This window comes from Siphonobacter sp. SORGH_AS_0500, assembly GCF_002838835.1.
GTDB lineage: Bacteria > Bacteroidota > Bacteroidia > Cytophagales > Spirosomataceae > Siphonobacter.
In genome coordinates this window covers 56381-80651 of the sequence record NZ_NHPP01000012.1, presented here as the reverse complement: position 1 = coordinate 80651, position 24271 = coordinate 56381, and the positions used below count along the sequence as shown (strand labels likewise).

The following is a 24271-nucleotide window of genomic DNA, read 5'->3' as shown; positions in this document are numbered from 1 at the left end:
GCGATTTCCCTCCTACTCCGATCATTCGTCGATAGGTAGAATAACAATATAAGGACACACGGAATTTCCACCTGCCCTAAAAATATAGTACTGCGTCTTTGTATCCAACGCATCCGCATTTAAGCAGTACTGCATTAGCCAAAATATCACCTTCGGAACGCACCGCCAGGCTTCCGAAGGTTTTGGCGTTTTTAAGGGTTTATTTGTATTTTGCTTTATTTTGCTGAAGCAAAAAATTGCGAATAATTATATGTTTTTATTCGGAAAGAATAGAATCAATCTTAGCTATGTTATAGGGGTGTTGATGTTCATTCTAACGAATGCGTCCGCACAGAAAAAATCTTTGTCTTATCAGCAACAAATTCAGCTTTTACAGGCCGGTGCAGAAGATGCTTATCAGAAAGGATACAATGATAAAGCTGTAGCGTTATATAATCAGGCTATATCGTTAGCCGCTCAGGCGAAAGATATTTCTTCAGAAGCCAATTTATTAGTGGAGTCCAGTAATCTCAATTTTTCCAATGGTAACTCTTCCGAGGCTATTTATTATTGCTCGAAAGCCTTAAAAATCATTCCTAAATCTTCCTTAGATTCTACTCGATTCAAAGCTTTCTCAAACCTAAGCTACTTTTATTCAACACTTTACAAAAACGACTCTGCCCAATATTACTATTCACTAGCCGATCGACTTCTGGAACAAAAGCCGGTTTTAGTTAATCAGACCCCCATGTACGTGGCTGCTTATTATAATCAGCACGGCATGGATTATAACAATATTGGTGACTTCAGTCAGGCTGAAATCAATTTTCAAAAAGCCCTTCATGTAGCCTATCAATACAAGCTTGAGGCATTATACACCTACCTTGAAAATAATTTGAGCGGACTTTATGTCAATCTGGGTAAGTATGATCAGGCTTTAGCCATTGCATTGCCCAGCCTCAAGAACAGTAAGGAAAAGGTCACAACTATTTCTTACCTAATCAATATTAGCCATATCTATTTTCTGTTAAACAAATTCCCCCAGGTAAAACTCTATTTAACTAAGGCTCAGAACCTTATTAATTTATACAAGAAGGAAGACGTTAAAGAAGCATTTGACTCAGAACCTATGCTCTGGAGGAATTGGGGACAATATTATGCCGCCATTGACGAAAACTTGAAAGCTCTATCGGCTTATAATAGATCGCTTGAACTGGGCCTGAGAAGGTGGGGAAAACACCATACGTATCTATCCCTCATCTACAGAGATAAAGCTAAGCTTCTGCAAAAGCAAAATGATTTAACCGGAGCATTGAATAACTATCGTTATGCGATGAATGCCGTATATATAGGCTCGACACTGCAGTCGTTTCAGGATTTGCCCGACCTGAATAATGGCATAATTTCAGAGCCTGATTTGCTTGAATCGCTCATTGGCCAAGCTGCTGTTCTCCGGCAATTACCTAACCAGAATCTTTACTTAAAACCCAGCTTTCAATCCTACCAGTTAGCCTTAGAACTGGCCGAGCGTATTCGTCTGAATTACGATGTAGCCGATACTAAACTTTTGTTCGGTCAACAGATCGCTGCCGTCAGTGAAGAAGCTCTGTCGGCAGCCTTTGACTTATATCAGAAAACAAAGCAGCCTTATTACTTAAAGCAGGCGTTTCATTTTACTGAAAGCACCAGAGGTTCAACGCTTTCAGACGCCAGAAGAGAACAGGCTTTGAAGAAAACGTTTGTTCCGGAACCGCTGCGGATCGAAGAAAGTCAGCTTAAATCTTCGATTTCGGCATTAAAGGTTCAATTAATGCAGCCCCTGTCGGAACAGGAAAAAAAACCGATTAAGTATAAAATGCTCGAAGAAGAGCTAAAGCTGGATAAGCTCCGACAAAAACTTCGAAAATTCATTCCCTTGCAACAGCTTCGGGCTAGTCAACCCGTGCAGATTGCTACCCTTCAGAAAGACCTCCTCGATCCTACTACAGCCTTGCTTTCGTACGTTATGACGGCTCGTAGTTTGTACGCATTCGTTATTACTTCGCAACAGGTTAAATGGGTTGAAATTCCTTTCGGACCTAATGAAAGAAACGTCATTGCCCATCTTCAGCAATGTCTATATGATAACCCCGGACTAGACCCTTATAAGGGCCACAAATGGGCCAATCTTGCCTATAATAGTCTTTTCCAACCCATTAAAGCATTCTTGTCCAAAATTGATCGTCTCATTATCATTCGGGATAAGGAGTTAAACTATTTGCCTTTTGAAGTGCTGGAGCAAAGTACCAGTGGTCGGGATTACCTGTTGAAAAATTACTCTATTCGTTATGCCTACGGAGCCTCTATGGCTCAGATTCAACAGATCAATGGATTGACCAGAGGGACTAAACAGGCTCTGGCGATGGCTCCTTTTTCGGATTCTTCCGTCCAGAAAAATCCCATGCGGGACAAATCCCTAAATCCGTTACCTGCTTCGCTGGAAGAAATTCAGGCCGTTGGCGGAACGCAGTTTGTGAATAAAGGGGCTACTAAAGCTGAATTTTTAGACCATTATAAAACAGCAGAAGTCATTCACCTCGCCACTCATGCCCGAACGGATGATAAAGAGGCAGAGCGTTCGTTTATTGCATTCTATCCTAACAATCACAACTATAAACTTTATACCGACGAGCTTTACAACCTTTCCTTCAGCCATACACAAATGGTAGTGCTGAGTGCCTGCGAAACGGGTCGTGGACGTTTGCATCGCGGAGAAGGACTGATGAGTTTGGCCCGGGGGTTTTTATACGGCGGCTGTCCTAGTGTAGTAACGACGCTCTGGAATGCCCACGATCAATCTTCGGCCTTTTTATCCGAACGACTTTATTTTCATCTGCACCAGGGGTTACCCATCGATCAGGCTCTACAAAAAGCTAAGCTGGATTTTTTTGCTTCCCCACTCGGAGCGTCCTACGATCATCCTTATTTCTGGGCCAATCTGGTGCTGATTGGCGACGCATCGGTCGTCTATCAATCGCACTGGACAAACATAGGCCGCATTGCTTTAGGCTTTACGTTGCTCGGCGGAATTTTCCTCCTTATTTTTCTGGCCCGCCATCGATTAACCTCTAAAAAATAGAAACCCTTCCCCGGGACGAAGGAAGGGTTTTGGGGTTGGATGTTGCTTGTACTCTTTAATTTTTTAACAGATGGTTATAGGTTGAACAGGAATCCTATCCTATTGTTTTTTCTTCACTTTTACCGAACCATTTAGCGATTCTGATCTGCCAGCTAATTTTTTGCCGGTCTAACCAGCTAATGTCATAGCTAAATTCGGGGTTGCTGATGATTTGCTGATACATGCTTTCTGCTTCTTCAGGCTGGTTATCCTGTAAATAGGCAACCGTCAGATACCATCTGGAAGCATCCTTGAAGTAAGGACGAACCTCACAATCAATCACTTGCTGAAGTCTTGGAATAGCATGAGTCGGTTGTTGAGTCATAACGAACGATCGACCGGCATAGAAATTCTCAAAGCAAATACGACTGGGTTGCTCCGAAATTCTGGCCTCGCCGCCCCGTAAAGCCTGATTCAGCGTATCACCTACGCGAATTGGACTGAGGGTAATATACGTCGTGAAAGCTATCGTTACCGCAGCAGCTGTACCAGCGGACCATTTCCACCAAGGCACAGCGGCCCGATTGGGGGTATGTAAAGGAATAACAGGGGTTTCTTCTTCAGTCTCCTCAGTTTCTGTATTCCATTCTTCTACTTTTTCCGCATGAATTTCTGCGACCAGATCAGCCAGCAAAAAATCATCGATTACCGAATCGGCCTGTTGCATAAATTCAACTTCGCGGGCAAATTCAGCATTGGTATTCAACTCCTTTTCGAACTCTTCACGTTCGGAGGGAGAGAGAGCATTCTGGAGGTAGGATTCAATCCATTCCATTTGCTCCTGGCCTGATTTAGGTCTCATAGCGAAAGAGGGCTTTGAGTTTTTGTAAACACTTGTACTTTTCATTAATGGCAACGCGTTCGTTTTCGAACCCCATCTTCTGGGCAATTTCTTTCATAGAAAGCCCGTCTCGGCGATAGGCTGTCAGTATCGTCTGACACCTCTCCCCAAGGAGCTTAAATAACTGTATATAACGTTCCTGTTCTTCCCGTTCTTCCATGATCCGCTGGGCAGAAGCATCCCAGGAATCCTGTCCTTTACCTGTTGCTTCCATCTCCTGAACGTACTCACGCATCAACCCACGCTGTTTTAATGTATTCCGCCAACGGTTCTTGGCCAATACAAATAAAAACGCTTCAATCGTTGTTCCCTCTTGCAGTTCAAAGCTGCCTTTTCGAACAGCCTGTACGAAGTTGAGAACCGTAGTCTGTACTAAGTCGTCAGCATCGTGGGAATCCCCCCCATTTTGCATAACGAAGTATCGAACAGGGCTGATATGATGATTATATACATCCCGAATAGCCTCATTTAATTCGCGACGATCATTCGAACGGAGCCGAGCGACTAACTGTTCCTGGCTCTGAGTTCCTGTCAATACCTTGAAATTTTGCATATATCAATCGAGAGAGCAAAATGTAACCTTAACTTTCTAAAAAAAATTTAACTATACTTACAAATAACTGATTTTCAGATACTTAATTTTTAATTAAAATAACAAACTTGAACTCCTCCGAGTTTCTGATTCCAGTCAATTCAAGCCATCTGTTTTTGCCGTTAGGCGTAAAAAAAGGCCATTCTTGGTAGAATGGCCTTCCTGTTATTTTAAGAAAATCTTATGAAATTCGCTGACGGATGGCTTCGTACAGAATAATTCCATTCGCTACCGATACGTTCAGCGAAGCCACTCGCCCCGCCATTGGAATACTTACCAATTCATCGGCGGTGCGTAGTAACTGATCTGAGATGCCATCTTCCTCCGACCCCAGGATAATGGCCGTGGGTACCGAAAAATCGGCTTCGTACAAAGTCTTGGAAACCTTCTCCGTACAGGCGACTACCTGAATACCCGAATTTTGCAGGAAACGAACCGTTTCCAGTAAATCGTTTTCCCGGCAGACGGGTAAGAAGTTCAGAGCTCCTGACGACGTTTTCATCGCATCAGAGTTAATTTGGGCTCCCCCTTTAGCGGGAATGACTAAAGCCTGAACTCCGGCACATTCAGCCGTACGGGCAATGGCTCCGAAATTTCGAACGTCCGTGACCCGATCCAGCACCAATAGTAAGGGCGTTTTACCCTGCTCAAAAATATCAGCAACGACATTTTCCAGTTTGGCGTAATGAATCGCTGAGATAAAGGCAATAACCCCCTGGTGGTTCTTACGGGTAATCTGATCCAGCTTTTGCTTGGGAACTTTCTGCGTAGGAATGTTTCTCAAACGAGCAAACTCCAGCACTTCTACGTTACCCAGCTCTCGCTGAACTAAAAGCTTATCAATTTCCTTTCCCGCCCGGATTGCCTCCAGTACGGGCTGAATACCAAATATAAACTCTGACTTTGCCTCGCCCTGTGGCCTTGGTCTAGGCCGGGCATAAAAAGGCTTTTTCTCGCGATGTTCGCCACCCTCTACCCTTGCTCTGGGCTCATCACCCTCTACTCGATTTCCCCGTTTCTCCATGCTTCGACGGCCGGATACCAGATCGGCTGGAATTCTACGAATCTTGAAAGTTCATAGTGGTCTTCCACAAACTGGTTGTTCCGTTTATTGAACGTAAAATTTATTTCTGAAAATTGTGAATTTCTTTTGGTGTACACCCATACTTCGCGGTCTTTACTGCGATTAACACGATTGGGTGTCCCCATGATAATATAGACCATTCCCCGGTCGGTTTTCCAACCTTCCTTGTAAGACGTAAATAGAGCGTTGGCCCGTTCTACACGTCGGTAAAATGAGGCGATGGTCCGTTTAGCCGTTTGTTGATTTCCGTTTGAAACCGCCAGCCAATACCGGTCCAGCGAACGTTTAGCCTCAGGCCCATTCCGTAAGTCATTGATTTCCTGATTGGTACTCATGTAAACCAACGGACGGGCCAGTTGCTGAGGATAGGTATACCGAGGGTATCGATCGGCCACGCCAATAATGCCAATTCCATAGGTATCCGTCGTGTCCCGAACGATGTAATGCAACCCTTCCTGATTGATGCGGAAGGTTTTATTCGTGGCAATCCGGGCGGAAGAATCTACAAAAAGTCGCTTAGGCTGAGGCCTCAGTGTAGCCATGGGCGGCAGGGCGACGTCAAAATCGAAGTTGTAATGAAAGATATAAAAACTTGTATCGATTTTATTCAAACTGGCGAGCTGAACCGTATCGCCCTGGCGAACGAAATTTTCCAGTAATGGCGTTTTTCCTTGAGCGTCAAAAAGAGCATAATAATCGCCTACTTTTCCCGAACGGAACCGAACGAAGGTATCGTGCGTGGACATGCCTCCCTTGGCATCGGTAATTTCCGTCATTACAACGCCCGTATAAACCTGCCCTTCCGGCTTGGGAACATCAAACCAGACGGTGAAGTAAGATCCTTCAGCATTTTTCTTTCGGGTGAAGTTCTGACCTTCGGCTAAGGTAAGTTGCTTGTTGGACTGTAATTCCTGACGACTGTTATAATCGGGTAATACTTTAAAACGAACCCGAAATTCCTGAGCGAATTCAGCCGCTGATAACTCGCGATCCGGCTGAATGTGAACGTACGTACGAATCTGAGAACCATTATCCAGGAAACGGCTTCGCACTGAAAACAAAAATGCATCAGACGAACGGTTTACGGAGCTTCCCCCGGGCACTGCCGTACGCGATTGGGTCTTGACGGACGACGACTTGCAGCCAGCCAATACGATCAAGATGGAGCTTAGGTAAATCAGGTGTTTCATGAATTCATGGACGAATGGTACAAAGATGCGTTATTTTCTTAAGATCACCCCGAAAATGAGGGGCTTGTCTGAAAGCTATAACGAAAAAATGGCTACTTCTCACTTTCAATCGCTCAGAAATTTTCCGGTTTTGACGGGAAGGTGGTATTTTTGAATCCTGAATCACGAAATTTTAAGCGGAATTCGTTTCTATCCAGATACGTTACTCGTCCGTTTTACTGATACCATGTACAAAACCACTGAGATTGCGTCTTCTGAAATTGCCTCAGATAACCCCATTCACCAACGTTTGTTATTCCCCTACATTGAAGCCGCCGGGCTGGTGAGCGGAAATCTTTTGGAAATCGGTTGCGGTACGGGCCGCGGCGTGGCAGTACTGGCTCCTTCGGTTCAGCATTACACGGGCGTGGATAAAAACGAGCCTTTGATGAACAAGTTAAGTCAGCAATATCCGGCTTTTCAGTTCATTGATATGTTTCTGCCACCACTGAAGAATCTTCCCGATAATCATTTCGATTACATCGTTACTTTTCAGGTAATCGAACACATCGAAGATGACGACTTTTTTATCCGTGAAGCCTATCGGGTTCTGAAGCCCGGAGGAAAACTGATTCTGACCACGGTTAACCGGAAATATTCCCTGTCAGTGAACCCCTGGCACGTTCGTGAATACTCGGCTACGGAGTTAAAAAATCTAATCCTGAAGTACTTCCCCACCATTGATACCAAGGGTATTCATGGCAATGAAAAAGTCTGGAGTTACTACGAGCAGAATAAAAAGTCCGTTCAGAAGATTACGCGTTTCGATATTTTCGATCTTCAGCATCGCCTGCCCCGTCGCTGGTTACAGGTTCCTTACGACATTGCCAATCGACTAAGCCGAAATCTCATTCAGAAGTCTGATAATACCCTCGTTTCTGACATTACCTACAAAGATTACTTCCTAAACAACGACGCCGAGAATTGTTTCGACTTTTTTTACGTTGCAACTAAGTAGTTTTCAGTTGTCGGTTTTCTGTTTTCAATTAATGATCTGACCATTTTTAGCTTGGCATTAACTGAGAGAGCATAACACTCTTTTACTAAAACTGAAAACCGACAACTGAAAATTGTAAACTGAATGCATTTATACCTCCACATTCCCTTTTGCCGGCAGGCTTGTTATTATTGTGACTTTCATTTCAGTACGTCTCTGAACGGACGAGCTGACATGGTGGAAGCCATTAGCCGGGAAATTGTTTTGCGGAGAAATTACCTGCCCAGCCCTCAACTCGACACCATTTACTTTGGCGGCGGTACTCCCTCACTTCTGGAAGAAGCTGATTTTCAGCAAATCTTTCGCACCATCCACGAGCAGTTTTCGGTTAACCCAGCCGCTGAAATTACCTTGGAAGCCAATCCTGATGATCTTTCACTGGAAAAGCTAAGGATATTCAAACGGGTGGGGATTAATCGATTAAGCATTGGCATTCAGTCTTTTCACGAACCCCATTTGAAGCATCTGCATCGCATTCATTCGGCAGAAGAGGCTCAGCACTGCGTGCGTATGGCCCAGGACGTGGGGTTTGAAAACATTACTATCGACTTAATTTACGCCATTCCATCCAGCGAAGCCGATCCGCACGCCATCTGGCGAAGTGATCTGGCTAAGGCTATGGACTTAAACGTGCCCCATATTTCGGCGTATTGCTTGACCATCGAACCGCAAACCGTTTTTGGTAAATGGCTAAAAAGCAAACGTATTGCCCCCATTGACGATTCGTTCGCGGCGGAGCAGTTTCAAATTTTACTGGAAACCTTACGCAAACACGGCTATGAGCAATACGAAATTTCCAACTTTGCCCGTCCTGGTCGTCATAGCCAGCATAATAGCAGTTACTGGCTTCAGCACCCTTACTTAGGCGTTGGGCCGTCGGCTCATAGTTACGATGGACAGCAGAGCCGACAGCACAATCTTTCGCACAACACGCAGTACGTCTCTGCTATTCAACGGGAACAGATTCCCGCTGAGATCGAAGAGCTTAGTGAACAGGATTTGATTAACGAATACGTGTTAACCAGCCTCCGCACCCACTGGGGAACGAGTCTGAAACGGATGCGTGAACTCTCTTCAGCAGGTTTTAGCTTCATGGAAACCGTATTACCTGAGTTAAAAGCCAAAGGCTGGATTCGGGAAGAAGAATCCATGATTTACTTAACCGAAGCGGGCAAATTATTTGCCGATCGCGTAGCCGAGGAGTTATTCTGGGTTTAGGGTTTTTTAGGGGTACGTTCGTCAAAATTGCCGCCAGCGTGTATTTTTGCTGTACTCTCGTCCCGGCTGACTGCCGAAGAAACCCTATTCAGACGCAGAGCTGACCACTACTCAACGTTCTCTATGCCCGCTCCCAAACCAACGAATACCTACCGTTCCTGGCCTCAGCAGGTTCTTCGTTTTTTGGCAAAATCCTTTTCTATTTTCTGCTGATTTCCATCGGTGGGACACTGATTTTCCGGTTTGTACCCATTCCCTTTACCTGGACGATGCTTGATCGGAAAATCAGTAATGGCGGCACCATCCATTACGACTGGACTTCCTACGATGAGATTTCGCCCGAAATGGCCCTGGCCGTCATTGCCTCAGAAGACCAGCGTTTTCCCCAGCATTTTGGCTTTGATTTTGAAATGATGGGGAATGCCTTCAAGGGTAATTTGAAAGGCCGACGCATCAAAGGAGCCAGTACCATCAGCCAGCAGGTAGCTAAAAACGTGTTTCTCTGGCAGGGCCGCAGTTACTTCCGAAAAATTATGGAAGCCTGGTTTACTTTGTTAATCGAAGTCATCTGGGGAAAACAGCGAATTCTGGAAGTCTACCTCAACGTAGCCGAAACGGGTCCCATGACTTTTGGCGTAGAAGCTGCTGCCCAGCGGTTTTATGGAAAAACGGCCGCTCAGCTCAGCCGCAGTGAAGCCGCCCGCATTGCCGCCGTATTACCCAGCCCCAACCGCTTTTCAGTTACCAACCCTTCCGGTTATGTAATCCGCCGCACCAATGCTATTACCCGCCAGATGCGGGCGTTGGGCGGCAAAACTTACCTGGTTTTTTAACGTCTGATTTTAGCACTCAGGGCTTCATAAACCCGGTGGATGGGTAAGCCCATCACGGTAAAATAAGATCCCTCCAGCCAATCAATACCGACCATTCCGATAAAATCCTGCACGCCATAGGCTCCGGCTTTATCGAAAGGGCGGCAGGCTTCGAGGTAATAATCAATCTCCCAATCCGTTAATTCCCGAAAATGGACGCGGGCTGTGTCGGCAAAGCTTAAGGTCTGTTCCGCACTCATCAGGCATACACCCGTAGTTACTTCGTGAGTATGACCCGAAAGCAGCTTTAACATTCGCCGGGCATCGGCTGGATCAGTAGGTTTATTTAATATTTTTTCGTTGATTCGAACAACTGTATCTGCTGTTAACACCAGGTTATTTTCTAACACAGGCCGAAATGCTTCTGCTTTTTTTCGGGCTAAAAACACAGGCACTTCCTGACTAGGCATATCTTCGGGGAAATCTTCTTCCGTAGGTAATACCTGTACCTGAAAAGAAAAACCTGCATCCCGCAGAATTTGCTGCCGACGCGGAGAGTTAGAACCCAGAATTAAGGGTTGAGTGAGCAAAAGCATAGTTTAGAATTTCATTGACCGGGGTTGTTGGATCAGCTTTACCCAAAGGTTTTCACTGAATTTAAAACAACCCCCTGATCAGATCGGTTGATACGATCTAACTTTTTTTGATATGAGCGACACCGCAAAAGTACCGGTTCAGGTTCGTCCGGGCACCAAAGAAGATGCAAAGATTATCGCAAAACTTGCCACGGAAACCTTGAGAGAAGCTTTCGCCGAGCACGAAAATTCAGCCGATACGGAAGCATATATCACCCAATATTTTCATAAATTAAGCGTACAATCGGAGTTGGCAGATCCTAAAAACCATCCCTTCTGGATTGCTCTGGACGGGGAAGAGGCCGTAGGGTATGCCAAGCTGAATCGTAAAACCGAAAAGCCCCGTAACCTCAAAGGATTCAGGGCCGTTGAGCTTCAGCGACTCTACGTCTACGAAAAAAACAAAGGGGCCGATCTTGAAAAGCAGTTACTGGAACTGGCTTTACAGCAAGCTCGAGAGGATAAATTTCAGGCGGTTTTTGTAAGCGTTTGGGAGAAAAACGAACAGGCCCTGAATTTTTACGCAGAAATGGGCTTTGAACGTTTTGGCTGGCACTATTTTCTCTTTGGATTTGGTCGCCAACGTGACTTTTGGATGGTTAAATATTTGTGACAGTTGATCGCTTCGGGACGCATCTTTTCTTTCTTTCTATTCCTGATCGGATGTATGGCATTGCCATATACTTGTCTGGCTCAGGAACCTAAGAAAACCGTTGCAGATTCCATCAAAATACTAACCCCAGCCGAACGAGACAGTATTCGTTACACCAACCTTCGCCATTCCATGCGAAAACGGAAGTGGACCAGCGGCATTTATGATTTACTGTTTCGATACCCTTACAATACAAATGCCCAGAGCCAGAGTGTATCTAAAATTGAAGACAATCCCTTTAAGGTTCACGATGGTAAACACATCCGTAATATCTCTATCAAACGGCTGGAAGTGTTCGGCCCTACCGTTTACGATACTACTCGTGTTGCTCAGGGCTGGATAGAAAAACTGGGCAACCGACTTCACCACGATACTCGCGAAAGCACCATTGCTAAATCGCTGCTCTTTTTTAAATCGGGCGACGAAGTGAACCCCGATGTACTAAAGGATAACGAACGGATCATGCGGCAAACGCCGATCTTTCACGATGCTCGTATTTTCCTGATTCCGGTACCGGGTAGTCGCGACCTGGTGGATGTGCTGGTAATTACACAAGATGTCTGGTCGCTGATTCCTGATGGCAGTGCGGGTGGCTTTAATAACTTTAGTTTTGCCGTCGAACAAAAAAACGTACAAGGCATGGCTCACGCCTGGAAAACAGGCATTAGTTATAATGCCACTGCTCCTTACCAGCCCTTTGAATTTTTCTCCCGTTATACCCTGCCCTACATTGGTCGCTCGCTGACGACAACACAGTTTTATGCCGAAGATTTTCGGGATCGTAAGCGGTTTGGTGGACGTATTGAGAAGGACTTCATTCGTCCCGAAATTCAGTACGCTGGAGCCTTTGAAGCCACCTATCTGGTAGAAAATAAATTTGTTTTCATTGACCCGAATTCTGATACTACGGTTCGTTCTACTCTGCGTTACTGGTATCAGGATGCCTGGCTGGGGCGAGCATTCCGGCTGGGGTTCCGGGATCGTAAACTGGATCGTCGTTCACGTTTAATTGTGGCTCTTCGCACCAGCGGTTATAGTTACATCAATCGGGATAACCTTCCCGAAGAGGCGGCTCCTCTCTTTCCAACGTCCCGACAATACCTGGGCAGTGTAGGTTACTCTAACCGAAATTACCAAAGGGACGTATTGATCTACGGTTTCGGTCGCACCGAAGACGTTCCCATCGGATTCCTGGCTTCCTGGACTTGGGGTAAGGAGAAGTCAGACCTTGGGCTGCGAACGTACTCGGCCCTACGACTTGCTCATGGCACCTACATCAACGACAAAAAGGGTGGCTACGTGTATGGGTTAGGGTCTATCGGTGGTTACATGGAAGATGGAGAACCTCAGCAAGGCACTTTTCACATTGAAGGCAATTACTTTAGCCCGCTTATGGCGGTCAAGCGGTCGCATTTTAGACATTTCATCACCGTTAAATACACCGGTGGTGTTAACCGCTTTGCCTATGAATACCTGACGCTCAATAACGAAGAGGGCTTACGAGGCATTCGTAGTAACTTCTTACGGGGCAATAAACGACTGGTGATTAACCTCCAGAGTGTGTTTTTCTCTCCCTTGCAGATTATGGGCTTCCGAACCGCAATCTACACGTACGCCGATCTGGGTTTTCTTTCTTTTTCGAACAAAAACCTATTTCAGCACATGTATCAGGGGTATGGGGTGGGCATTCGTTTCAGAAACGAAAACCTGAACTTCAATACCTTTCAGATTCGACTGGGTTATTATCCCAATATTCCCGGGAATACCATGCCTTTCCGTACGCAGGGCAGCGGAGAAGCCACCCTACAAATGCCCGATTTTAGAATCGAAGCCCCCGACCGAACCGATTACTTCCGAACAGCCAGGTAGATTGAACAACATTAGTCTATAGTTTGAAGGGTTTGATTCGGTTTGAAGTTTGATCAATAAAAAACTTCCCGAAAACTTAAAAAGTTGTCTAACATTTAGAATCGAAGACCTCAACTAACAGGCTTGGAATAACAGCAGGTGGAACCTGCCTTTTCATCGCGTCTGGTTACGCGGCAGTTATCGTTGCTGATTGGGATTATAAATCCCTGACAGAAGGCTTTCGGATTGCAAATCCGAAAGAGCGGTGCCGTGGTTAGTGTCTCACCAACCACGGTGGGGCTCTTTTCATTTCCCGGCCAGACGCGATGAAGTCGCGTCTCTACAATTCAAAATCAAAATTTCGGGTTAAATTACGTTCACTACATCATAGATCCCCTCGCAATCGCTCGGCTCCCAGGTTAGCAAGCTTGTTTTGGGTCGGTAAACGTGTTTTGCAACTTCATACGGGCTTGAATCATACCAGCAGAGGCCTAGAGCCAGGTAAGTACTCGGCCAGAGCCGAGCGACTGCGGGAGATTAACTTGCAGCCAGAAAGTGTTACTCAATCCTAAGTAAGGTCCTTCGCTTCGCTCTGGATGACAGGAGGAGAGGCAACCCCCAAATACTTCAGCTCAACCGATGCCAGCTTTTTCGCTGGTACCATCCCCAGTCACTCAGCTCTAGCCGAGCGACTGCGGGAGAACCATCAAACCTCTTCCAACGTAATCAAACGCTAGTCAAACTATTTCACCGCTTTAACCTTATACCCTTGCTTTTTCAGCAAAGCAATTACTCCTTTGTCGCCCCCCAAATGCCCTGCTCCGACGGCGAAAAAGCTGGGCTTTTCCTGAATAGCTTTAGTAATGATGGGAACCCAGTTGGCATTCCGGTTCCAGAGCAAATCTTCCATCTGATCTTTAAATTTCTCGTCTTTTTGAGTCGCCAGGTATAGAGCCTCAACATCCTGACTTCTATACAAAGCCAGCAATTCATTAAACTCTTTCTTTGACTTCTGGAAATCTTTCACGAATTCAACCAGTTGCTCAGCGGCTTTTTTATCACCAGGCTTGGTAAGAATCGAAAACTGGTAGTCAGCCGTTTCAAGTCCTAAAACGGGCTTTTTTGCAGTTGTAGCCTGTTGAACAAACAATAGCTCTGGCGAACCGGGTGTACAGCCCAGCATTTTGGGATACATCATCGACATAATGACAAAAGGCTTCATTTTCTGCATCGATTCCAGATTCATTTTCAGCGAATCTTTAAAGAAGCCATTCAGATATTCATAGTCCGAAGTAGAAACCAGATCCTTCAGTCCCTGATCTTTCATGTACATTTTGTTCATCATGGACATCATTTCCTTCGGATCGTCCATATCCAGTTCCAGATAAACCTGATCGCTATTTTTTACTTTTTCCAGCGTAACAGGACTCAATTTCAAATCCTGCTGACACAGTAAATGAAAAGTACCGTAGATGTACGAAGGATGCGTTAGCCCTTTGCCGGAAATTTCATACAACAAGGACTTTTCACCAGATTGACCAAAACTCTGAAAAGAACAAATCAGGCAGATAAGGAGGAAGAAGTTTCGCATAATGGGTTGGGGTTTAGAGTTTGGTATTTAGGGTTAAAATTATCTGATAATTTGTATGCTCGGAAGCAAGATGTGTAATTAGACAACTCAAAACCCTAAACACCAAACTCTAAACAAATTAGTTACAAGCCAATTCGGTTTATGATGAATGCGTATTGGAAGGCTACTTCTTTCAAGTAATCAAAGCGGCCCGTTGCCCCGCCGTGACCTGAGCCCATGTTGGTTTTTAGTAAGGTAATATTATCGTCCGTTTTCAGGGTCCGTAGTTTGGCTACAAATTTGGCGGGTTCGTGGAAACCTACCTGAGAGTCGTTCAGACCACCCGTCGCCAGAATATTGGGATACTTTTGAGCCTTTAGATTATCATAAGGCGAATACTGACGGATGTAGTCATAATCAGCCTTTACTGTAGGATTGCCCCACTGCTCGTATTCCTGCGTGGTTAAAGGCAAGCTTGTGTCCAGCATTGTATTAATCACATCTACAAAAGGTACTTCGGCAATGACGACCTTAAACAACTCAGGTCGCATATTGACAACCGCTCCCATTAACAAACCACCGGCACTCCCCCCCTGAATGGCGAAGCGATCCGCAGCAGTATATTTCTCCTGAATCAGGTATTCAGCACAGGCGATAAAGTCGGTGAATGAATTCATCTTCTTCTGTAACTTTCCGTCTTCGTACCACTGCTCCCCTAAATCACTACCGCCCCGAATCTGGGCAATGACGTAGACAAACCCCCGATCAACCAGACTAAACACATCACTATCGAAATACGCATCGGAAGACATGCCGTACGAACCATAACCCGTCATCAGAGCCGGATTTTTACCGTCCAGTTCGAGGCCTTTCTTATAGACTACTGCCATTGGAATTTTCACCCCATCTTTTGCTTTCGCCCAAAGACGCTTCACTTCGTAGGCATCGGGGTTAAAGCCGCCAGGAACTTCTTTTTCCTTGAGCTTAGTGCTTTTTCCGCTTTCCATGTCATATTCAAAAATACTCATGGGCCGATTCAGCGAAGTATATGCATATCGGAATTTCGTTGATTTGAAATCGGGTAAGCCAGAGGCATACGCCGAATACACCGGTTCAGGAAAGTTAATAGCCTTGGTTGCTCCTGAGGCCAGGTCACGCACCCGCATTTCCAGCAAGCCGTTATTACGCACCTCAATGACCAGGTATTTCTCGTAAACGTCAGTATCCTCAATCTTTACTTTCGGATCATGGGGAACAATTTCCTTCCAGCTTTTCCGATCCTGATAACCCGTTCGGGGCAGCTCGTAGATTTTCTGATTCAGGTTCTGCTTGTCCTTATAGGTCAGGTAAAAATGCTGCGGGTGAACGTCCACTCCATACATCACATCCTGCTGACGAGGCAGAAACACCTCAAACGTCCCGTTCGGATCTGAGGTAGGTAATAGCTGAACCTCCGAAGTCGTGAAACTGCCGGAATAGAGGATAATAAACTCTTTAGATTTCGACCGACTGATACTCAGCGTGAATAAAGGGTTTTTCTCTTCATATACTAAAACATCTTTCGTTTTCGAACCCAGCGTATGGCGATACAATCGATACGGACGCAGAGCCTCATCATAAGTAATGTAATAAAGCGTCTGGTTATCCGTTCCCCAGACAAATCCACTGATGTCTTCAATTTCGTCGGGTAATACCTGGCCCGTCTGTAAGTCCTTTACTTTCAACGTAAATTCAGCGTAAGAACCCGTAGTATTACTTTGATAAGCCAGTAAGTTCTGATTTTCGCTCACCTGCATACCAGACAGGATAAAAGCTTCGTGACCTTCGGCAAGCTGGTTACCATCCAGAATTACTTCTTCTGGATTCGATAAGCTTTCTTTTTTACGGCACTGAATACCGTATTGCTTCCCCGTTTCGGTACGGGAATAGTAATAATATCCATTCGAAAACACGGGAACCGACTGATCATCTTCTTTAATACGGCTCCGCATTTCTTTGTAGAGCTCTTCCTGAAGAGGCTTCGTAGTCGCCATTACCGCATCAGCATACGCATTTTCAGCTTTCAGATACTGAAGAACTTCTGGATTTTTCTTGTCTTTCAGCCAAAAGAAATCATCTACCCGGGTATATCTGTGTTCGGTAAAGGTTTCAGGCTTTTTAAGGGCTATGGGCGGTTTAGGAAAGTCGTTTTGAGTAGGCACGTTACTTAATTCTTTGGTTGACTGAGAGGTGCAGGAATATAGACCTGCCATGGCTACTAAATACGTAAGTGAATAGAAAAGTTTCATACATTTTTGTAGAAAGGTCTCTCAAAAGGGCTCAACAGTAGCCGTTTAAATATACATATGTTTACTGAAAAAGGATTTTTGCTACCCCGATTTCTTCTTAACGGGTAGCTTAAATTAAAATCCATTTATTTTCTCCCTAATCTCGAACAAAAATCCACCTGATCGAGTACTTACCTCAAATCAACACCCCATGAAAACTACCCAATTGCCTTTCATCCAGAAATTAGCCTTCGTGCTGGTAGTACTCATCAGCTTAGGATACCTGGCTATTCTGGGGCATTCGCTGCTGGCACCTCTGCTCTTTTCATTTTTAATGGCCCTGGTGCTCTTGCCAGCTGCCAATTTTCTCGAACATCGACTGAGGTTGAAACGCAGCATGAGTACCATTATCTGCGTGGTACTCATGATCATCGTAGTCTCGGGAATTATGTATTTTATTGGTAATCAACTCAGTGCTTTGTGGGCGGACTGGCCCTTGCTGGAAAAGCAGGTAGCCCTTTCCATTCATAACTTACAGGACTGGATTACCACCACGTTTAATGTTGACTCTAAGAAACAATTAACATACTTAAATGAAAGTGCAGAAAAGGCTTTGTCTACCAGTGCGGTAGTCGTCGCTACAACGTTGGCTACGCTTTCTTCTACTTTACTTTTTCTGGGTTTTACGCTGCTTTTCACTTTCTTTTTACTCAATTACCGTCGCATCCTGTTCACGTTCTTAACCTCAGTTTTTGACGAAAAACACGAAGCGAAAGTCATTGATATTTCTTCTCAGGTTCAGTCGATTATCAAAAAATACATCTCCGGGCTTTTCATTCAAATGGTGATTGTCACGGCCCTTTTCATTACTGTCTTATCGCTTCTCGGCGTTAAATATGCGGTACTACTGGGCGTGATTACGGGCGTCTTCAATGTGGTTCCTTACCTGGGTATTTTCACCGCTTTGTTATTAAGTACGCTCATTACCTTCGCCACTGCTGGTTTGGGGAAAGTAGTGCTGGTACTGATTGTTTACATCGCCGTGCATGCCGTGGATGGAAATATCATTATGCCGCTGGTGGTAGGTTCCAAAGTAAAAATCAATCCGCTCATTGCCTTTTTAGGCATCATCATCGGCGAAATGCTTTGGGGGATTTCCGGCATGTTCCTCTGCATTCCGTATCTGGCGATTATGAAAATCATCTTCGACCGGGTGGAAGAGCTTAAACCCTGGGGCCGGCTGATGGGTGAAGAAGAAACCCCTTACCGAAAAAGACGAGTCTATAAAATCACCAAAAATATTACCCTGGAAGAGCAGGAATGAAAAAGAGGAAGCGAACGATTTCGCTTCCTCTTTTTCGTTAATGACCTTCGTATGAACAAGCCTTTACTTAACTACTTTCAGTTTACCCTGCATAACCGTGTGGTGACCGGGATAGGTACACACGAAGGTGTAATCGCCGGGCTGTGACGGGGCCGTAAAGTAAATCGTTTCCGTGGATTCGGGTTGTAGTAAGTTTGTGTGAAACAACACTTTGGGTGAAGCGGGCACATACTGTAAATCAGGCCCTTTCAAGCCCAGGTTGATAGCCTTCATTCCTACTTCATCCACCGCTCCGGGAGCTACGATTACGCAGTTATGCGTCATGTCATCGTTATTATTGAAGATAAACTTGATCTTCGCTCCGGCCTGTACCTGTACTTCAGAAACATCAAATTTCAATCCGGGTTTGGTTCCCACCGTAATGACCTGATCGGGAGCGGACCAACTGGCAGGCATTTCTGTTACCCGCTTGGCTGAACTGGCTTTCGTTGCCGTTTTTCCAGGTTTCGTAGTTTCAGCTTTTGCTTCAGCCATTTCGTGATGATGCACCGCAGCCGTAGCCTTGAAAGGCGTAAATTGAGAAGCCGTTACCAAATCCCCCTTAGCTACTGCATTCAGCGTATAATAGCCTACCGGATGCAGAACAGACTCCTGATCGGCTGACTTGACGCCTTCGGGTTTGATTTCGTAGATGTAATGTTTACGGAAAGCTCCTTCCAGCACTACTCGGGCCGAAAGCCCATCGGCTGCTACCTTAATGCCTTTGATTTTGCTTTCTTCCGCATTGATAATGGGGCTTCCGTAGAGGTGATGGTACTTGTACGTAAAGCTCGAAATTTTGTAGTTCGCCGGATTAGCCGCCGTTTCAGGATCAACGGGTTTGGTAAACACAATCTCAAAACCATCGGGTTTGGAATGGATCTCCTGCATTTCAAAAGGCGTTTTTCCCGACCAGATTAACCGCTGGATTGCGTACGGAGCTTTACCCGTTGAAGACCAGCCGCGACTGGTCATGCCGCCAATTAACGAACCATCTAATCCCCATTGCAAACGCAGTAACCCTGAGGCCCAGCCTTCACGGAAAGGGAAACAGGCTCCCTGATACTCCCCGTCCACTTTTTCCAGGTACATCCGCATCACTTTGGAGTGTCCCTGATCGCCGACGAAGTATTGGCCTTTGAAATGAGGGCCGAGGTTACCCTTTGTGTCTTCAATAATATCGGAAGTGGAAATGCCCATCAACACGTGCGGAAACCAGCAGGCCGGATACTGGTAATGCGGAATCTTCTCCCCCGCCGTCGCCACGGGTTCGCCCGTATCAGGTAATTGCTCCTTGGTTAGTTTCAGTGGTGAAGCCGGGTCACTCGTCCATTTCAGACTTTCGCCGTGACCGTTAAAACTGCCTTTTTTCAGTTGGGAAACTTTGCCTGAAGCGACCCAGTCACCCTGGTTTTCGGAATAAAACAGATCTCCTGACGAATTATACATGTAACTCGACGGGGAGCGTAACCCGGCTGAAATGGGTTCAATTTTTCCATCAGGAGACACTTTCACCAACCAGCCCCGCCATTTGGTAAGGCTGGCTCCGTAACCCACCCAACCCACGTTCAGCGTCACGAGCATGTCGCCGTTAGGATCAAACAGCGGGCCATAACTGTATTCGTGGTAATTACCGACGATGGGTAACTGCGTCACGGCTTCGTAATGATCCGCCCGACCGTCGCCGTCTTCGTCCGTAATCTTGGTTAACTCCCCCCGGTTGGAGGTATAAAACGAACCATTGCGGAAGGTTAGTCCCAGAGGTTCGTGCAAACCCTGAGCGAAACGTTTGAAGTACGGAGCAGTTCCCTTCTGCTGATACGGGTTCTCAATCAACCAGATTTCACCCCGACGCGTACAAACCGCCAGACGGCCATCGGGTAATACGGTCATTCCCCCTACTTCCAGAATGGCATCCTGCGGAATGGGTAGCGTTCGTAACTGGTAATAATCATTTTCGGTCGCTGGCGTTTGAGCCCATAGGCCCGTTGCCGCCAGCGAAAAAGCTATCGTTAAGGATCGAAAAATTTTCTTCATCGTATTGTTTGATAGAGGTAAACCTGCGGGATCTTTTGCTCTGACCTGGAAGCATTTACCAAATGACATCGTAGCTAACTGAAGGGCTGTTCGATACTCGCAGTTCTTGCCCGCCGTTATTAGTTACTACCTGAGCTTTAGCCGGAGTTTGCACATAATACTGTCCGTCCACGAGGTATAAACCTTTTTGTAACAAGGTAATAGACTTACCCTTAGCCAATCGGTATTCGAGGTTGTTTCCATTTTTCAGCGAAACTGTCCGGCTTAAGCCGCGACCATTTTCATAGGGGAGAATGGAATCCATAAACTCACTACCTGATAGTTGATACTGGAAGGTAGGATGTCCCAAATTGTCCAGCAAGTAACCTTTATAGGTCAATCCAGCGGTAGAATCAGGTGTGGTTGAGCCGGTGGTACCCACAGGAGCTGTCCCCCAGAGGGATAATAGGGCGGCTCCTAAAGCTTCGCTCGTTTGGGCTTCGCCGCGTTCGTGCCAGGCGTCGCTCATGTTTATGAAATCACCCCGCCAGCTTGTTAATACCGTAGCCTGATCCAAATCATAGCTGTAATGAATGCCCTGTGGATCACCGATGTGTAATACCCGTAGTTTTTTATGACCATCGCCTTCGTTATAACCCGGCTCATAGACAAAGGAGCGAATCTGCTCCACCTGATCTTTGGGTGTAACGGCGATAACCGGTACCGGATCAGTATCGGGCACGGAGCCAAAGCCATGTAACTCCTGACGATGAGCCCCTTTGCGTTGTACGTAGATACCAATTACCTTGGGTAACCAGGACATCGTTTTAGAATGCAGCAGTGTAAATTTATGTTCGCCAGCGGTTAAGGGGACAGAAATTGTACGGGGCTTATCAAAGGAAAGCATTCCATCGAAAATCGTTTTTCCGTCAATCATCAACTGACCCATTTCCATCCATTGTAGGATGAATTCGTACTGATCGGTTTCGGGAACTTGTAACGTCCCATTGAAGACGATTAGAAAATCTGACCTCCCATCGGCCAGCGTACTGCTGAGTTTCTCGACCGTTCCCGTCCGAATAGGCTTTGCTTTTAGGGTATCCAGTTTAGGAATGGTATTAAACCTGCCCGTATAAAAAGCATACTGCACGGGCCCCAGTTTCACCGGAGCTTTATCAAGTGTTTCAATGGAAATATTACGAAAAGCTACTGCTCCATGATCGCCCTGGAAAACCAGCGGACCTCTGGCTTTTTCTTCGGCCAAAAGAGGACCACGCGTAGGGCCAGATAACTGAATATTTTCGTGAATAGTAGTTCCGTTCAGTACTACTTTCACAAAACGGGCATTGGCCGTTTTCTTACCCGAAGCATCAAATTTCGGAGCTTCAAATTCAATGTCCAGATGTTGCCAGAGGCCGGGGGCTTTCGCTGCATTCTGTCGGGGAGCATGGCCTTCGTATCCTTGTGGCTTGCGATTTTCATCCCAACGTTCGTAGATACTTCCACAGTCGGAAGGCTTGGGTCTTTGCACGCCCCAGCTATCGAATAACTGGATTTCATAACGTCCCATCAGGTAAATACCCGAATTAGAACCTTGAGGAAGCATAAAATCGAGCGATACTTTTACATCACCGTGTTCCAGTTGAGTAACCAGTTGATCGGCTGCTCCGGCCTGTTTTCCGGGCATGGCCACCAATACTCCCGTGCCTTTTTGGGTTTTCAGAGAAGTCTCTTTTGGGGAACCACTTACATTCCCAACGATAGCCCAGGTTTTGGAAGGATTTTTAAAAGCCGACACGTCGGTTAAGGGCAAAGTCGTTTGTGCGGATAAACTCGTCCAGCCCAAACTTAACCCCAACAACCATTGCAGTGTCGTCTTGGGTTTTATTAGAGGTGTCATTGTACTTTGGTTTGTCTATTTTTATAACAAGATGCTAAAATAATCCTCACATACTCATCCAACCCACAAATTAATTGTCAATTAAACACAAAACACCCCAGCCCTTGCAGACCGGGGTGTTTTTGAATTCATGAAAGAGCATTATTAATGTTTTATCAGAAGGAATACGCTTTCGTTTTCTACCAGAAAATAGTGTAAAGAATCACTACTAAAACCAGGATAGCACCGGCTCCAACCGCGAAAGTTGGATTTACCTTAAACATGGCCGCGTCTACTTCCAGACCTTTATTACTTGGTTTTTGTAAGCCTAGTACAATCATGACCGCCACGCAAATCAGGAAGACGAAGCCCATGGTATCGAGGAACGGAATCACATAGAGGCCTTCTGCATTTTGTACCGCAAATCCCGTGGGAGCCAGGAATTCGAGATTCACCAACTCAGGTAACTGATACTTGAAGAACAGAGACAGCAGGAAGCCCCCTACGATGGCAAATAAGGCTCCGGCTGAGTTTGTTTTTTTCCAGAAGAAACCTAGGATAAAGGCGGCAAACACCCCCGGAGATACCAGACCCGTCATTTCCTGAATAAACTGGAATCCCCCTTTTTTATCGATCCCCATATAAGGAGAAATGAAGATGGCCATAATCATCGCCACCACGATGGTGATCCGACCAATGTTTACCAATTTTTGCTCGGAAGCTTCGGGAGCGATGTATTTACGATAAATATCAAGGGTAAAAATCGTTGAAATGGAGTTGGCTTTACCCGCCAGCGAGGCTACTACCGCCGCCGTTAACGCAGCAAAAGATAAGCCTTTCAAACCCGTTGGTAATAGGTTCAATAACACCGGATACGCATGGTCTTTATTCACCTCGCCCGTTGCGTCGAGCATTTCCTGCTGGAATAAACCCTGCTGATACAGCGTGTACGCCGCAATACCGGGTAATACCACGATCAAAGGCATGAGGAGTTTCAGAAACGCCGCGAAAAGAATTCCTTCACGAGCGGTTTTTAAATCAGCCCCTAACGCTCGTTGCGTAATGTATTGGTTACAACCCCAGTAGTTCAGGTTTACAATCCACATGCCTCCGAATAATACGGTCAGGCCGGGTAAGGAAGCATAATGCGGGTGATTTTTCGGGAAAATCATGTGGAAGTGATCCGCCGATTTGGTTAACATCAAATCGAAGCCTTCCACTAACCCCTGCGTTCCATTTTCAGTAGATACCAGATTAATTGCCAGATACGTCGTTGCTAAACCACCCATAATCAGGAAGAAAACCTGAATTACGTCGGTAAAACCAATAACCTTCATTCCACCAATGGTAATGATAATGGCGAAAATGGCTAGCCCAAACATACAGGCCGTGAAGTTCAGCCCCGAGATGGTAGAAACCGCTAATGCACCCAAAAAGAGAATAGAAGTCAGGTTAACCAACACGTAGAGAAACAGCCAGAAAATGGCCATAATCATGGAAACGGTGTTGTTATACCGCTGTGTCAAAAACTGGGGCATCGTGAAGATGCGGTTTTTTAGGTAAATCGGCATAAAAAATACCGCTACGACAATCAGCGTAGCCGCAGCCATCCATTCATACGTCGCAATGGCAAGCCCCATGGCAAAACCATCACCGGAAGCTCCAATGAACTGCTCGGCAGAGATGTTGGAGGCAATTAAAGAAGACCCGATGGCCCACCAGGTCAATGAACCTTCCGCTAAAAAGAAGTCGGTTGTCGACATGGTAGCCGACTGTTTCTTTTTGTAGATGTAATACCCATAACCGGCAACAATGAGAAAATAGACCAGGAAGACTATGTAATCAAGCGTATCTAGCTGTTTAGCTGGCATTAGTTGTAAGTTATATGAATTCCTAACACAAAAATTCTTCGAAAAATAAGGGTTTTCCGCTTATATCCGATAATAGTAATATAGTTTTCGCGGAATAATCAAATTAATAGGTAGGATTAGCGGTATTTACCAATGTTTTGTACTAAAACCGGTAGCGGAAGGCTACTCAATCATTAAACAAAAGAATCCCTTTCAGGGTATCATCAGCGAAACCAGCATTACGACAAGTTTACAGGCAGTTACCCTAACGGTTCTATTGTA

General features: G+C 45.6%; 17 protein-coding genes. 7 read left to right on the top strand and 10 right to left on the bottom strand.

Annotated elements, in window-relative coordinates; translation table 11 throughout:
- The first annotated feature begins 343 nt into the window (after window positions 1–343).
- Window positions 344–3097 carry a CHAT domain-containing protein gene (locus BWI96_RS14980; protein ID WP_198555266.1) on the top strand — a complete coding sequence of 918 codons (2754 nt, stop codon included), beginning with the start codon at window positions 344–346 and terminating at the stop codon, window positions 3095–3097.
- Window positions 3098–3191: 94 nt separating this feature from the next.
- Here the strand turns inward: BWI96_RS14980 and BWI96_RS14975 are convergent, their stop codons facing one another.
- From BWI96_RS14975 to BWI96_RS14960, 4 genes are all read right to left on the bottom strand, one after another.
- Complete coding sequence (locus tag BWI96_RS14975; protein ID WP_106637367.1) at window positions 3192–3938, bottom strand: hypothetical protein; 747 nt, start codon at window positions 3936–3938, stop codon at window positions 3192–3194.
- Window positions 3928–4530: an RNA polymerase sigma factor gene (locus tag BWI96_RS14970; RefSeq protein WP_106637366.1), complete on the bottom strand. Its 603-nt coding sequence runs from the start codon at window positions 4528–4530 to the stop codon at window positions 3928–3930. The genes BWI96_RS14975 and BWI96_RS14970 overlap by 11 nt, the downstream gene beginning before the upstream one ends.
- 220 nt (window positions 4531–4750) lie before the next feature.
- Window positions 4751–5593, bottom strand: coding sequence for a 23S rRNA (guanosine(2251)-2'-O)-methyltransferase RlmB (gene rlmB / locus BWI96_RS14965; RefSeq protein WP_106637365.1), 843 nt, complete (start codon window positions 5591–5593; stop codon window positions 4751–4753).
- The gene (locus tag BWI96_RS14960) at window positions 5569–6843 is read right to left on the bottom strand and encodes a GWxTD domain-containing protein (protein ID WP_106637364.1); all 1275 of its coding nucleotides are present in this window, start codon (window positions 6841–6843) and stop codon (window positions 5569–5571) included. Before BWI96_RS14960 ends, rlmB begins: the two co-directional genes overlap by 25 nt.
- A gap of 226 nt (window positions 6844–7069) precedes the next feature.
- On the opposite strand from BWI96_RS14960, the gene BWI96_RS14955 reads away from it, so the two are divergent.
- The 3 genes from BWI96_RS14955 to mtgA all read left to right on the top strand — a co-directional run bounded on the left by BWI96_RS14955 (window position 7070) and on the right by mtgA (window position 9930).
- Complete coding sequence (locus BWI96_RS14955) at window positions 7070–7840, top strand: class I SAM-dependent methyltransferase (protein ID WP_106637363.1); 771 nt, start codon at window positions 7070–7072, stop codon at window positions 7838–7840.
- 123 nt (window positions 7841–7963) lie between these two features.
- Entirely contained in the window at window positions 7964–9097 is a 1134-nt protein-coding gene (gene hemW / locus BWI96_RS14950; protein ID WP_106637362.1) for a radical SAM family heme chaperone HemW, read from the top strand.
- Window positions 9098–9255: 158 nt separating this feature from the next.
- Window positions 9256–9930 carry a monofunctional biosynthetic peptidoglycan transglycosylase gene (mtgA, locus tag BWI96_RS14945; protein ID WP_106637361.1) on the top strand — a complete coding sequence of 225 codons (675 nt, stop codon included), beginning with the start codon at window positions 9256–9258 and terminating at the stop codon, window positions 9928–9930.
- Here the strand turns inward: mtgA and BWI96_RS14940 are convergent.
- Window positions 9927–10505: a Maf family nucleotide pyrophosphatase gene (locus BWI96_RS14940; protein WP_106637360.1), complete on the bottom strand. Its 579-nt coding sequence runs from the start codon at window positions 10503–10505 to the stop codon at window positions 9927–9929. The genes mtgA and BWI96_RS14940 overlap by 4 nt on opposite strands.
- A gap of 112 nt (window positions 10506–10617) precedes the next feature.
- On the opposite strand from BWI96_RS14940, the gene BWI96_RS14935 reads away from it, so the two are divergent.
- Window positions 10618–11157, top strand: a complete 540-nt coding sequence (locus tag BWI96_RS14935; protein WP_106637359.1) for a GNAT family N-acetyltransferase — start codon at window positions 10618–10620, stop codon at window positions 11155–11157.
- Window positions 11158–11211: 54 nt separating this feature from the next.
- On the top strand, window positions 11212–13065 hold the full coding sequence (locus BWI96_RS14930; RefSeq protein ID WP_157830381.1) for a hypothetical protein: 1854 nt from the start codon (window positions 11212–11214) through the stop codon (window positions 13063–13065).
- Between the two features lie 721 nt (window positions 13066–13786).
- Here the strand turns inward: BWI96_RS14930 and BWI96_RS14925 are convergent.
- On the bottom strand, window positions 13787–14635 hold the full coding sequence (locus tag BWI96_RS14925; RefSeq protein WP_106637357.1) for a TraB/GumN family protein: 849 nt from the start codon (window positions 14633–14635) through the stop codon (window positions 13787–13789).
- A gap of 122 nt (window positions 14636–14757) precedes the next feature.
- On the bottom strand, window positions 14758–16902 hold the full coding sequence (locus BWI96_RS14920) for a S9 family peptidase (protein WP_232793745.1): 2145 nt from the start codon (window positions 16900–16902) through the stop codon (window positions 14758–14760).
- A 190-nt stretch (window positions 16903–17092) separates the two neighbouring features.
- Between BWI96_RS14920 and BWI96_RS14915 the strand changes: the two genes are divergently transcribed.
- Entirely contained in the window at window positions 17093–18205 is a 1113-nt protein-coding gene (locus tag BWI96_RS14915) for an AI-2E family transporter (RefSeq protein ID WP_106637356.1), read from the top strand.
- 63 nt (window positions 18206–18268) lie between these two features.
- Here the strand turns inward: BWI96_RS14915 and BWI96_RS14910 are convergent, their stop codons facing one another.
- From BWI96_RS14910 to BWI96_RS14900, 3 genes are all read right to left on the bottom strand, one after another.
- A complete protein-coding gene (locus BWI96_RS14910; protein ID WP_106637355.1) occupies window positions 18269–20281 on the bottom strand; it encodes a plastocyanin/azurin family copper-binding protein in 2013 nt (670 codons plus the stop codon).
- Between the two features lie 55 nt (window positions 20282–20336).
- Entirely contained in the window at window positions 20337–22160 is a 1824-nt protein-coding gene (locus tag BWI96_RS14905) for a family 16 glycoside hydrolase (protein WP_106637354.1), read from the bottom strand.
- A gap of 179 nt (window positions 22161–22339) precedes the next feature.
- Window positions 22340–24010, bottom strand: coding sequence for a sodium/solute symporter (locus BWI96_RS14900; protein WP_106637353.1), 1671 nt, complete (start codon window positions 24008–24010; stop codon window positions 22340–22342).
- Between the last annotated feature and the right edge of the window lie 261 nt (window positions 24011–24271).